The organism is Jannaschia helgolandensis (assembly GCF_900109285.1).
GTDB classification, from domain to species: domain Bacteria; phylum Pseudomonadota; class Alphaproteobacteria; order Rhodobacterales; family Rhodobacteraceae; genus Jannaschia; species Jannaschia helgolandensis.
In genome coordinates this window covers 106,245-118,395 of sequence record NZ_FNZQ01000008.1, presented here as the reverse complement: position 1 = coordinate 118,395, position 12,151 = coordinate 106,245, and the positions used below count along the sequence as shown (strand labels likewise).

The window sequence follows — 12,151 nt, the reverse complement described above, 5'->3', positions numbered from 1 at the left end:
GGGGGGACCCGATGGCGTGGAGGATTACTCCTCCTTCTCCATCGTGCATTGAAGCGGGTGCTGGTGGCGGCGCGCGAAGTCCATGACCTGCGCGACCTTGGTTTCCGCAATCTCGTGGCTGAACACACCGACCACGGCCAGACCCTTCTTGTGGACGGTCAGCATGATCTCGACAGCCTGGGAATGGGTAATACCGAAAAACTTCTCCAGCACGATCACGACGAACTCCATCGGCGTGTAATCGTCGTTCAACAACATGACCTTGTATAACGGCGGGCGCGCCGTTTTGGTCTTTGTCTTGGTGACGACCGTGGTGTCGCCATCGCCATCATCGGGCAGGTCGGCCATGGATATCGGGTCAAGACGCATGAGATTCGGGTCCGGGGCTGGGGTGACGCGGTCGGTTCCACCATATAAGCATCGCACCGCACAGGAAAAGGGGGCTGAGACAGTGACGGTTACCACAATCGGTTTCGATGCCGACGACACGCTCTGGCACAACGAAACGGTGTTTCGCCTGACGCAGGAGCGGTTCGCGTCCCTTTTGGCCGATCATGCCGACACCGATCATCTGATGGACCGCCTTATGGCAGCGGAGCGGCGCAACCTCGACCATTACGGATTCGGCATCAAGGGATTCGTCCTGTCGATGATCGAGACGGCCATCGAGGTCACCGAGGGTCGCGTCCCTGCCGGCATTATCGCGCAGCTTCTGGAGGAGGGACGCGAGATGTTGTGCCATCCCGTCGATCTGCTTCCGGGAGCCGAGGATTGTGTGCGAAGTCTGGCCGAAACGCACCGTCTGGTCCTGATTACCAAGGGCGACCTGCTGGATCAGGAACGTAAACTTGCCCTGTCGGGACTGGGCGACCTGTTCGACGGCATCGAAATCGTCAGCAACAAGACCCCGGCCATTTATACCCGCGCGTTCGAAATGCACGGCGATGGCGCCGCCCGCGCTCTGATGGTCGGCAATTCGATGAAATCGGACGTCATTCCGGCTATCGAAGCCGGGGCCTGGGGCGTCTTCTGTCCGTCGGAAATCCAATGGGCGCTGGAGGCGGCACCCGCCCCTGAAGCCGCGCCCCGCTATCGCCGGATCGAAACGCTGGCGTTGTTGCCGGGTCTGATCGCGTCCCTCTGACGTGCATTGCCGTCAGACCAGCACGCCCTCCGCCGTCAGCGTCAGCTTGCCGCCCAGCCATGGCGCCAGAGCCTTCGGCAACACGACCGACCCATCCGCCTGCTGCCCGTTTTCCAGCACGGCGATCAGGCAACGCCCGACCGCCAGACCCGACCCGTTCAGCGTATGCACGAACTCCGGCTTGCCGCCCGCCGCGGGCTTGAACCGCGCGTTCATCCGGCGCGCCTGGAAATCGGCGGTGGTCGAACAGGACGAAATTTCGCGATACATATTCTGGCCGGGCAGCCAGACCTCGATGTCATTCGTCCGGCGCGCCCCGAAACCCATGTCACCGGTGCAAAGAACCACCGTGCGATAGGGCAGGTCCAGTTTCTCCAGAATACCTTCGGCGCACCGTGTCATCCGGTCCAGTTCCGCCCGGCTTTCGTCGGGGTGCGTGACCGATACCATCTCGACTTTCTCGAACTGGTGCTGGCGCAGCATACCCGAGGTGTCGCGCCCCGCCGACCCGGCCTCGGACCGGAAGCACAGCGTATGCGCCACCATCCGCAGGGGCAGGGCAGCTTCGTCCAGAATGTCGCCCGCCACCGAATAGGTCAGCGTGACCTCGGACGTCGGGATCAGCCAATACCCTTCGCGCGTCAGGAAACTGTCGTCCCCGAACTTCGGCAACTTGTCGGTGCCCAGCATTGCCGCGTCGCGGACCAGAACCGGGGTCATGTGTTCGACCAGCCCGTTTTCCTCGGTATGTGTATCCAGCATGAATTGCGCCAGCGCCCGGTGAATGCGGGCGACCGCGCCGCGCAAAACAACGAACCGCGCGCCGGACAGCTTGGCGGCGGTTTCGAAGTCCATGCCGGGTCTGACGCCCGCAATGTCGAAATGCTCGACCGGCGTGAAGTCCAGCACGCGCGGCTCGCCCCAGCGGTTTATCTCGACATTGTCGGTCTCATCCATGCCGTCGGGCACGTCGTCATACGGCAGGTTCGGGATCTCCAGCAGGCGGTTGCGCAGGGCGGCATCCGTGGTCCGGGCCTCCTCCTCCAATCGGGCGATCTCGTCTTTCTTGTCGGCAACCAGGGCCCGCAGACGTTCGAACTCTGCCTCGTCGCCCGACGCTTTGGCCGCTCCGACCTGTTTGGAGGCGGCATTGCGCTCGGCCAATGCGGTCTCCGATCCGGTGACGGCAGCGCGTCGCGCGCTGTCCAGCGCCAGCAGGTCCGATGACATCGGTTCCAGCCCCCGCCGTGCCAGCGCCGCATCGAAAACGGCCGGATTATCGCGGATCTGTCGGATGTCGTGCATCGGGGCGGTTCCTGCTTATTGGGCGAATGGCGTGTGCTTCCCGCCACATGCCACAGCGAAACACCCGATTCCAGTGGCCGTCAGAGGTTGCGCCGCCCGCTTGCGCCCCCCAGATGCGGCTTATAGGTTGCCGCCACTTTCAACGGGGGCGCGACGCGACCGTCCGAAAGACGCACAACCACGCAAGGGACCACACATGTTCGCAACCCCCGCCTACGCCCAGGCCGCCGGTGGCGTCGCCGCCGGATTCGGCAGCTTCATTCCACTTATCGCCATTTTCGCGATCATGTATTTTCTGCTGATCCGTCCGCAGCAGAAGAAGGTCAAGGAACACAAGGCCATCGTCGCAGCCCTGCGTCGGGGCGATCAGGTCGTCACCCAGGGTGGCATCATCGGCAAGGTCTCCAAGGTCAAGGACGACGCCGAGGTCGAGGTCGAGATCGCCGAGGGCGTAAAGGTCCGCATCGTCCGCGCCACCATCACGCAGGTCCTGTCCAAGACTGATCCGGCCGCCTGACGTGCTGGAACTCTCGCTCTGGAAACGGTTGACGATTCTGCTCGTCTGCCTCGCGGGCCTGGCGGTGGCGCTGCCCAATGTCTTCTACACCCGCGCCGAGCGCTACAACGATGCCGTCACCGCGATCGAACGCGGTGCCGTCACCACGCCCGAGATTCAGGCAGATCTGGATCAGTGGCCCGATTTTCTGCCCTCCGCCGTCGTTAATCTTGGCCTTGACCTGCGCGGTGGTGCGCATCTTCTGGCCGAAGTCCAGCTCGAGGACGTCTACGCCAGCCGCTTCGACGGCTATTGGCCCGAAGTGCGCGATGCGCTGCGCCCGCTCCGCGATCAGGTCGGGGGCGTGCAGCGGGATCGCACCGCACCCGCCGACGAATTGCGCGTCCGCATCAGCAATCCGGACGGGTTGCAGGTTGCCGTCGACGCCCTGCGCGATCTGGCGCAGCCCATCGTTTCGCTGACCGGTGTCGGCCAGAACGATATCGAGGTGTCCGGCGCGGGCGAGACCATCACCGTCAGACTGTCCGAGGCCGAACGCACCGCAACCGACGACCGCACCATGGCGCAATCGCTGGAGATCATCCGCCGCCGTGTGGACGAGGCCGGAACGCGAGAACCCACGATCCAGCGTCAGGGCACCGACCGCATCCTGATCCAGGTGCCCGGTATCGGCTCCGCGCAGGAGTTGAAGCTGCTGATCGGCATCACAGCCAAGCTGACCTTCCACCCCGTTCGCGGCAATGCCACCAGCCTCGATCAGCGTGTCGAAAGCGATCAGATCGTCTTGCCCGCCCTGGACGATCCGGGGCAGTTCTACATCCTCGAACAGGATGCTGTCGTCACCGGCGACGATCTTGTCGACAGTCAGCCCGCCTTCGATCAGAACGGCCGTCCCGCCGTCACCTTCCGGTTCAATCCGTCCGGCGCGCGTGCCTTCGGGGTCTATACCGCCGAAAATGTCGGCTCGCTCTTTGCCGTCGTTCTCGACAACGAAGTCGTCACCGCCCCCCAGATCCGCGAGGCGATTACCGGCGGATCGGGCCAGATCACCGGCAACTTCACCGTCGAGGAAGCCAACCGCCAGGCCATCCTGCTGCGCGCGGGTGCCTTGCCCGCCGGCATGACCTTCCTCGAAGAACGAACCGTCGGCCCCGAACTGGGACAGGACAGCATCGATGCCGGCAAGGTCGCGTCGCTGGTCGCCATGGCCGCCGTCGTCGTCTTCATGATCGCCAGTTACGGCCTGTTCGGCACCTTCGCGACCATTGCGCTGGGCATCAATATCACACTGATCTTCGGGGTGTTGTCGATGATCGGTGGCACCCTGACCCTGCCGGGCATCGCCGGTATCGTGCTGACCATCGGCATGGCGGTCGACGCCAACGTTCTGGTGTTCGAACGTATCCGCGAGGAACTCAAGACCGCCCGCGGCCCGGCCCGCGCCATCGCGCTGGGCTATGAACGTGCGCTCTCGGCCATCGTGGACGCCAACATCACCACCTTCATCATCGCCGTGATCCTGTTCACGCTGGGCTCCGGTCCGGTGCGCGGTTTCGCGGTGACCCTCGGCATCGGCATCCTGACCTCGGTCTTCACGGCGATCTTCGTGACGCGCCTGTTGATCGTGCTCTGGTTCGAACGCCGCCGCCCCAAGCAGATCGAGGTCTGACATGCGCCTGAGACTCGTTCCGCAAGACACCAACTGGGATTTCATGCGCTGGCGGCACTATACGTTCGGTGCCTCCATCATCGCCATGATCGCATCGCTAATCATCTGGCTTGCGGTCGGCCTGAACTTCGGCATCGACTTCCTCGGCGGGACGACCATCCGCACGGAATCGACGCAATCCGTGGATATTGGCGTCTACCGTGACGCGCTGACCCCGCTGGGGCTTGGTGACATCGCAATTACCGAGCTTTTCGACCCGACCTTCGCGCCCGATCAGAACGTGGCCCAGATTCGTATACAGGTTCAGGATGGCGCTGAATCGGTGACGACTGAGACGATCGCTGCCGTGAAGTCCGCGCTGCTGGGCGTCGATCCGGCGATCACCTTCCCCTCGGTCGAATCCGTCGGCCCCAAGGTTTCGGGCGAGTTGGTGACGACTGCCTTCCTCGCCGTGGGTGCCTCGCTGATCGCGATCCTGTTCTACATCTGGCTGCGATTCGAATGGCAGTTCTCGGTCGGCGCGGTCGCCGCCCTGTTCCACGATGTGATCCTGACCATCGGGATATTCAGCTTGCTGCAAATCCGTTTCGATCTGGCGACCATCGCCGCGTTGCTGACCATCATCGGCTATTCGATCAACGATACCGTCGTGATCTTCGACCGGCTGCGCGAGAACCTGATCAAGTTCAAGAAAACGCCGCTGATTGATGTGATGAACAAGTCTGTCAACGAGACGCTGTCGCGCACCCTGATGACCTCGGGCACCACGTTGATCGCCCTGATCGCCCTGCTGGTTCTGGGCGGCGACGTCATCCGCGGGTTCGTTTTCGCGATCTTCTGGGGCGTGATCGTCGGCACCTATTCGTCGGTCTATGTCGCCAAGAACGTCGTGCTGATGCTGGGCGTCGACCGTGACCCCAAGAAACCCTCAGACGCCGGAACCCAGTTCGCCAACATCGACGCCTGAAGCGGTCCTGCGTCTGGCGATCTGATCTGAATCGCCTGCCGCGACTGCGCCTTTGGCGAGGATTTGCCTGGGCGGCTGACTTGTATGTCGATGTCTTGGCACCAGCGATGAATCAGGGCGAATGTCCCGATATGTCTGGCGGTGTGAGGCGATCTTCGCCTGAACTCTCGGGTGCGGCCCGGCAGGCGTCCGCACCGCTTTGCTTGGCGCGGCACTGATTGCGCCCGATCCGGCTTTCAATGTAACACGCGCATGTCGTTCCAGACCTTCGCAGGGCCGGGCCTGTTGCATACGGCCCATGTCATTATCGCGGGTGCCGCGCTCGCCGCCGCAATCAATCCGGAGTTTGTCATGAACCTGACAGAAGTCACCTTCCACGATGCCCGTCCCTTCGATGGCTACGGCCCCGGCTTTTTCCGGGTCGGAGGAGAGGTGCATCATGGCGCGCTGGTTCTTCACGCCGGTGGTCTGTCGTCATGGGACGGCTATGCCGACGCCGCGGCGCTGACGCGGCTGGCCGATGCGGTGGATGTGGTGCTTGTCGGCACGGGCCGGGAGGTTGCGCATGTGCCGGGCGACTTGCGCACCGCTGTCGAAGGTGTGGGCATCGGCCTTGAGGTCATGAGCACCCCGGCCGCCTGCCGCACCTATAATGTTCTGATGGGGGAAGGGCGGCGCGTTGCCGCGGCCGTTCTGCCCGTGGTCGGGCCGACCGGCGACGTGCCCGCCTGACCGACCCTAGTCGGCGTAGTAGTTGACGCCGCCGCCCGCGTAATACCCGGCACCGATCCCGATGGCATCTGCCACACGGTCGAATTCGTCCTGCGAAAATTCCGTGCCGGTGTCTCGCGATATATATCGGCGCGCATGCGAGATCGTGATCGCATTGTCGAAGTCGTCGAAGAATGCAATCGCAGCCGGATCGGTCATCTGATCCCGCGTGGCACGCACTGAATTGGCCCAGGCCGACAACACACCCAGATCGTCCGTGGGCAGGGCCAGGATCATCTGGGTATAGGCGCTGTATGCCAACCCATCATGCGGCACATAGGCATACGAGGGCCGTGTTTCCCGCTGCTGGACCCCGGCTCCGACGTTGAAGGAAACCAGACTCAGCTGATCCGAATAGGCAGCCATCGCGGCCATCGCCAAACCGGTCGCGCCGGCAATCAAAACAACACCATCGACGGCGACGGCGCCGGTTTCGCAGCGGAGAAAGTCGGTGATCTTTTGCATCTGAACAGCTCCATGTCGTTGACTCATGGATGAGCGCAGAATTTGGCGCGAAAATGCGCGCTTCTGATTCATTTCGAGACAAATGCGAGGCAACGTCCGAACCTTCGCCCGAACGCCGCCACAATTACCGACCTTATAACGCTCCTACCATTTGCCGGTATTTTCCATGCTGGCCCAGGGTTCCTCAGAGGGTTTCCGGTCGCCGGCCTGCAACAACTCGATCGACACATTGTCGGGGCTGCGCACGAAGGCCATGTGGCCGTCGCGGGGCGGGCGGTTGATGGTGACGCCCGCCGCCTGCAACTCGGCGCAGGTCGCGTAAATGTCGTCGACCGTGTATGCCAGATGCCCGAAATGACGACTGTCGTCCGGCAAGGCATCGTCGCCGTCCCAATTGTAGGTCAGCTCCAGATCGGCATGGCCATCTGCCTGATCGGGTGGGCACAGGAAGACCAGCGTGAACCGACCGCCCTCGTTCTCGCTCCGCCGCCGCTCAACCAGCCCCAGAAGTTTGTAAAACGCCAGTGACGCGTCCAGATCCTTCACGCGGACCATCGTGTGCAGATACTTGATCGACATATTCGCTTCCTTTCGGTGACAGCGCAGACGGTAATCCGACCGACCCCCGGTGCAACCCCTCAAACGCCGCGCTAACCTGATGCGACAGAATCGACGGGGGACGACATGACACCGGAACAACAGGCCGAAATCGACGACCAACGCGCGCAATCGCATCAGACACGCCGCGCCACCGTGCCGGGAATGGAGGAACATCTCTATACCGCTCACCCCGTGCTGGATCACGGCTTCGTCCGCGTCATCGACTACATGGGCGACGATTCAGCGATCTGCCAGGCGGCCCGCGTCTCCTACGGGCGCGGCACCAAGGCCGTCAGCAACGACGAGGGCCTGATCCGCTACCTGATGCGGCACTGGCACTCGACCCCGTTCGAGATGTGCGAGATCAAGCTGCACGTCAAACTGCCGGTTTTCGTTGCCCGCCAGTGGATCAGGCATCGCACCGCCAACGTAAACGAATACTCCGCCCGCTATTCGATCCTCGACCGCGAATTCTATATTCCCGCCACCGACGACCTTGCCGCCCAGTCCGTCGTCAACAATCAGGGCCGGGGCGCGGCGCTTTCGGGCGAGGAGGCACAGCGCGTTCTCGACCACCTGCGCCACGATTCCGACCGCGCCTATGACCACTACGAGGCGATGATCGCGGAGACCGCCCCCGACGGCACCCCGCAGGCCGGTCTGGCCCGCGAACTGGCGCGCATGAACCTGCCCGCGAATATCTATACGCAATGGTACTGGAAGGTGGACCTCCACAATCTGTTTCACTTCCTCCGCCTGCGCGCTGACCCGCACGCCCAGATGGAGATTCGTGTTTACGCCGAAAAGATTTGCGAAATCGTTAAGGACTGGGTGCCCCTGGCCTACGGCGCGTTCGAGGACTACCGGCTGGGCGGCGCGCAGTTGAGCGGCAAGGGCATAGAATGCGTCCGCCGCATGGTCGCCGGGGAGGATGTGACGCAAGAGACGAGCGGGATGAGCAAGGGGGAATGGCGGGAGTTTATGGGGGTCGTGCGCAACCCGGCATAGCCGGGCGAAACGGTGCAGTGGAGCGTTTTGAAGACAGGACGAAAAGCGCTGGTGCGGCTAAATTGGCGCCTGATATTCATGACCTCTTGAAAGATGCGAAAAGCCAGCCATCGTCAGCGATGCGAACGATGCGGTAATAATTTACTTCTAAATTACCTTGCCAATCCCCACCCCAAGAGACCCAACCAGAAACCCCAGGCGCGATCCTTGCGGATCACGCGTTCGGGACTTCGGATCGTAAACTGGACGATCCGATCCGGGCTTTGCCCGGACCGTCCCTCACCCCCTAAAACCCGAAGCGCCCCAGAACACGAAGGTCACGTCTGCGGCGCGGACCACCCTTTGCAACGTCCGACCCGGATCACCTATAGATCACCCGTGCATCACCCATGGAATCTGTCCCGCGTTGCGCCCCAGAGCATCCCCGCCTGCGCCATCCATGCGCCCAGCATCCGGCCCCCCGGAAGGGCGGGCACCGGCAGGCCTGCCATCAGGTCGAACCGGGACCTGTCCCCCTGCATGGCCTCCACGCAAAGCTTTCCAGACATTGCAGAAAGTGCCAATCCGTGCCCCGAGTACCCACCCGCCGAGTACACGCCCGGAGCTACTTCCGCCAGATACGGCAGCCGGGTCGCCGTCACCGCCAGCGTCCCGCCCCAGGCATGGGTGAATCGAATGTCGGACAAATCATTGTAAACGCGCGATAAATTTTCCCGGACCTTGGCCTCGATCCGGGCCCGTGAGGGGAATTTCCTGCCGTAGCTTTCGCCCCCGCCATAGACCAGCCGCCTATCGTCAGTCTGCCAGAAGTAGTTGACAACAAAACGGGAATCCGCAACCGCCATCCGCTCCCGCATCGGCGGCACGTCCAGCGGCTCTGTCACCGCTATGTAGTTGTTGATCGGCAATATCCGGGCCGCCGATTTTCCAATCAGATGAGCGCCATACCCGTTCGTCGCATGGCAAACGAACCGCCCCGTAACCGCTCCCTTCGCCGTGTAAATGTGTTTATTATCAATGCGATGAACCTCAGACCCCTCATGGATTGTCACGCCGGCCGCCACACAGGCCCGCACCAAGGCGAGCGTATATGCCAGCGGATTACAAACTCCCGCCGACATATCCAGGACCCCGCCCGCATAGGCAGGACTTCCAATCCTGTCGGCAACCTCCGAGCCATCCAGAACCCGTGCATCGGTCCCGTAATGCGACATCATCCAGTCGTTTTCGGCCTGAATATCCTGCAATTGTCGTTTATTATAAACGGTATGAAGAACTCCCGGCCGCACCGCCGCAACCTGTCGCGTCATGGCCTTGGCTTCTTCCGCCAGGTTCCACAGTTTGCGCGCTTTTTGCGCACCCAGCTTCGCGGCAAGCTTCCGTTGGGACCAGTTGAACCCGGAGCCGACCTGTCCTCCGTTCCGTCCGGAAGCGCCCCAGCCAACCCGTTGAGCTTCAAGCAAGATCACCGACATTCCCGCTTTTGCACCGTGCAAAGCAGCAGATAACCCGGTGATCCCCGCGCCAACCACACATAGGTCAGCCTTCACTCTTCCTTCAAGCGGCGGAAAAGGTTCAGGAAACTGGACACCTTCCGCATACCATGTCGCAGGCCAGAACCTCCGGTCGCCGTTCGCGTGCAGCCACGACGTCATACGTTCAGCAGAAGATGTTCCCGCTCCCAAGGCGAAATAACCTGCAAGAAAGCACCATTTTCCAGACGCTTGACGGCGGAATAGATCGACGCGAAGTGCGGGTGCAGCACCTCGTGTATCTCAGTTGCCGCGTCAAACAGGTCCAGCGCCGTCGAAAGATCGCGGGGAATGCCGTCGGCACTGTCATAGGCATCGCCGGCAAACTGCGGTGCAGGGTCTATCTTGTTGACAAGTCCCAGATATCCGCAGGCCAGGCTGGCGGCGATTCCAAGGTACGGGTTGCAATCCATCCCCGCGATCCTGTTCTCGACCCGCTTGGCCTCCGGCTCTGACACCGGCACACGGAGACCCGTCGTCCGGTTGTCGCGTCCCCATTCCAGATTGATCGGCGCGGCGAAGTCGCGGACATACCGTCGATAGCTGTTCACATAGGGGGCCAACAGCGCGATCACCGACGGCAAGTGTTTCTGCATCCCCCCTATGAAGTGCAAGAATTCTGGTGTTTCCGTGCCGTCGCCACCATCGAACAGGTTGCGTCCCGTTGCCTGATCCACGACCGAATGGTGCATGTGCATGGCCGATCCGGGTTCGTCCTGAATCGGTTTGGCCATGAAAGTCGCATAGCAGTCATGCCGCAGCGCCGCCTCGCGGATCAGCCGTTTGAAATAGAAGATCTCGTCCGCCAGCTTGACCGGATCGCCATGCCGCAGGTTCATCTCGACCTGGCCGGCACCGCCTTCCTGCAGGATGCCGTCTATTTCCAGACCCATGGCCTCGGCGAAGTCATAGATGTCGTCAATCACCTTGCCGTATTCATCGACCGCCGACATTGAATAGGCCTGCCGTGCCGCCGCTCGTCGTCCCGACCGACCCATCGGCGGCAGGACGGGCTGCGTGGGGTCGGTGTTGCGGGCAACCAGATAGAACTCCATCTCGGGTGCGACGACAGGTGTCCAGCCGCGAGCTTCATATAGGGCGACGATACGTTTCAGCACATTGCGCGGGGCCGTGGCGACCGGCGCTCCGGCTTGATCGTGCATGTCGTGGATAACCTGCATCGTCCAGTCTGCCGTCCAGGGTGCGGCGCAGGCGGTGCTGACATCCGGCGTCAGGATCATGTCCGGTTCAAGAAATGCGGTGTCGCCGTCGTCGGCCCATTCGCCGGTAATCGTCTGCTGAAAGATCGAGTTGGGCAGATAGAAATGCTTCTGCTTGGCGAACTTGGCGGCGGGCATGGCTTTGCCGCGTGCGATGCCGGACATGTCGGCGACGATACATTCCACTTCGTCCAGCCTGCGCCCGTCGAGGAAGGCACGCACATGAGGAGGTGCACGGTTGATCCAGTCAAGCGTCGACATTGGCTGTCCTCGTCAGAAAAAATCGGGCGATGGAAGTGGCCAGCCGGGCATTTTCGACCGGTGTGAGCGTTGCATCCTTCGCAAGGTCCATCCGATCATCAGGATAATCACCCGTTCCGCGCAAAATATCGACGTAATCCGCGATCAGTTCGTTGGAAAATTCGGGGTGCGGCTGAACAGTGAAGACACGGTCCCCGTAGGCGAGGATGGCGTTTTCACAAAACGCATTGCCGGCAAGGCAGGTCGCACCCTGCGGCACCTCCACGACCTGATCCTGATGCCACGCATTCAGCACCAGCGATCCTCCGCCCGCAGTCGAATATTCAGCGCGCCCCACGGCCCAGCCGCGATCGACCTTCTCCACCCGACCACCCAGGGCTTGGGCAACGATCTGGTGGCCAAAACAGATACCTGCCATCGGCACGTCCGCGGCATAGGCATCGCGAATGAAACGCTCCAGCGGCGGGATGAAGGCGTGGTCTTCGTAAGCGCCATGCTTCGACCCGGTGATGAGCCAGCCGTCGGCGTCCCGAACGCTGTCCGGGAAAATCATGTTCTCAACGTCATAGGATACAAAGTCGAAGCCATGACCGTTCAGAAGTTGCCGGAACATCGCGTCGAAATCGCCGTGGGCCGACAGAAGCTGGGGACGCGTGTGCCCGGCCAGAAGGATACCGATTTTCATGTAAAGT

Annotated in this window: 13 protein-coding genes; 6 read left to right on the top strand and 7 right to left on the bottom strand. The window is 62.0% G+C overall.

Features of this window, described 5'->3' with window-relative positions; genetic code table 11:
* Nucleotides 1-24 precede the first annotated feature (24 nt).
* The gene (gene clpS / locus BMY38_RS16665) at nt 25-369 is read right to left on the bottom strand and encodes an ATP-dependent Clp protease adapter ClpS (protein WP_092764979.1); all 345 of its coding nucleotides are present in this window, start codon (nt 367-369) and stop codon (nt 25-27) included.
* Nucleotides 370-451: 82 nt separating this feature from the next.
* Between clpS and BMY38_RS16660 the strand changes: the two genes are divergently transcribed.
* Nucleotides 452-1,144 carry an HAD family hydrolase gene (locus BMY38_RS16660; RefSeq protein WP_245737661.1) on the top strand — a complete coding sequence of 231 codons (693 nt, stop codon included), beginning with the start codon at nt 452-454 and terminating at the stop codon, nt 1,142-1,144.
* Nucleotides 1,145-1,156: 12 nt separating this feature from the next.
* Here the strand turns inward: BMY38_RS16660 and serS are convergent, their stop codons facing one another.
* Entirely contained in the window at nt 1,157-2,449 is a 1,293-nt protein-coding gene (gene serS, locus BMY38_RS16655) for a serine--tRNA ligase (RefSeq protein ID WP_092764975.1), read from the bottom strand.
* A gap of 196 nt (nt 2,450-2,645) precedes the next feature.
* On the opposite strand from serS, the gene yajC reads away from it, so the two are divergent.
* From yajC to BMY38_RS16635, 4 genes are all read left to right on the top strand, one after another.
* Complete coding sequence (gene yajC / locus BMY38_RS16650) at nt 2,646-2,966, top strand: preprotein translocase subunit YajC (protein WP_092764973.1); 321 nt, start codon at nt 2,646-2,648, stop codon at nt 2,964-2,966.
* 1 nt (nt 2,967) lies between these two features.
* Nucleotides 2,968-4,635, top strand: coding sequence for a protein translocase subunit SecD (gene secD / locus BMY38_RS16645; protein ID WP_092764971.1), 1,668 nt, complete (start codon nt 2,968-2,970; stop codon nt 4,633-4,635).
* 1 nt (nt 4,636) lies between these two features.
* On the top strand, nt 4,637-5,602 hold the full coding sequence (gene secF / locus BMY38_RS16640; RefSeq protein ID WP_092764969.1) for a protein translocase subunit SecF: 966 nt from the start codon (nt 4,637-4,639) through the stop codon (nt 5,600-5,602).
* 351 nt (nt 5,603-5,953) lie between these two features.
* Entirely contained in the window at nt 5,954-6,334 is a 381-nt protein-coding gene (locus tag BMY38_RS16635) for an Mth938-like domain-containing protein (protein WP_092765050.1), read from the top strand.
* A 6-nt stretch (nt 6,335-6,340) separates the two neighbouring features.
* Here BMY38_RS16635 and BMY38_RS16630 read toward each other — a convergent pair whose 3' ends face one another.
* Together BMY38_RS16630 and BMY38_RS16625 are read right to left on the bottom strand one after the other, a co-directional pair.
* Complete coding sequence (locus tag BMY38_RS16630; protein WP_092764967.1) at nt 6,341-6,838, bottom strand: hypothetical protein; 498 nt, start codon at nt 6,836-6,838, stop codon at nt 6,341-6,343.
* Nucleotides 6,839-6,982: 144 nt separating this feature from the next.
* The gene (locus BMY38_RS16625; protein WP_092764965.1) at nt 6,983-7,417 is read right to left on the bottom strand and encodes a VOC family protein; all 435 of its coding nucleotides are present in this window, start codon (nt 7,415-7,417) and stop codon (nt 6,983-6,985) included.
* Nucleotides 7,418-7,522: 105 nt separating this feature from the next.
* Between BMY38_RS16625 and thyX the strand changes: the two genes are divergently transcribed.
* Nucleotides 7,523-8,446 carry an FAD-dependent thymidylate synthase gene (gene thyX / locus BMY38_RS16620; protein ID WP_092764963.1) on the top strand — a complete coding sequence of 308 codons (924 nt, stop codon included), beginning with the start codon at nt 7,523-7,525 and terminating at the stop codon, nt 8,444-8,446.
* 383 nt (nt 8,447-8,829) lie between these two features.
* Here thyX and BMY38_RS16615 read toward each other — a convergent pair whose 3' ends face one another.
* Genes BMY38_RS16615 through BMY38_RS16605 form a run of 3 tightly spaced genes read right to left on the bottom strand, consistent with a single transcriptional unit; the run spans nt 8,830 to nt 12,144 of the window.
* Nucleotides 8,830-10,101: an NAD(P)/FAD-dependent oxidoreductase gene (locus BMY38_RS16615; protein WP_092764961.1), complete on the bottom strand. Its 1,272-nt coding sequence runs from the start codon at nt 10,099-10,101 to the stop codon at nt 8,830-8,832.
* Nucleotides 10,098-11,459, bottom strand: coding sequence for a glutamine synthetase family protein (locus BMY38_RS16610; RefSeq protein WP_092764959.1), 1,362 nt, complete (start codon nt 11,457-11,459; stop codon nt 10,098-10,100). The genes BMY38_RS16615 and BMY38_RS16610 overlap by 4 nt, the downstream gene beginning before the upstream one ends.
* Nucleotides 11,446-12,144, bottom strand: coding sequence for a type 1 glutamine amidotransferase (locus tag BMY38_RS16605; RefSeq protein WP_092764957.1), 699 nt, complete (start codon nt 12,142-12,144; stop codon nt 11,446-11,448). Before BMY38_RS16605 ends, BMY38_RS16610 begins: the two co-directional genes overlap by 14 nt.
* Nucleotides 12,145-12,151: the final 7 nt, after the last annotated feature.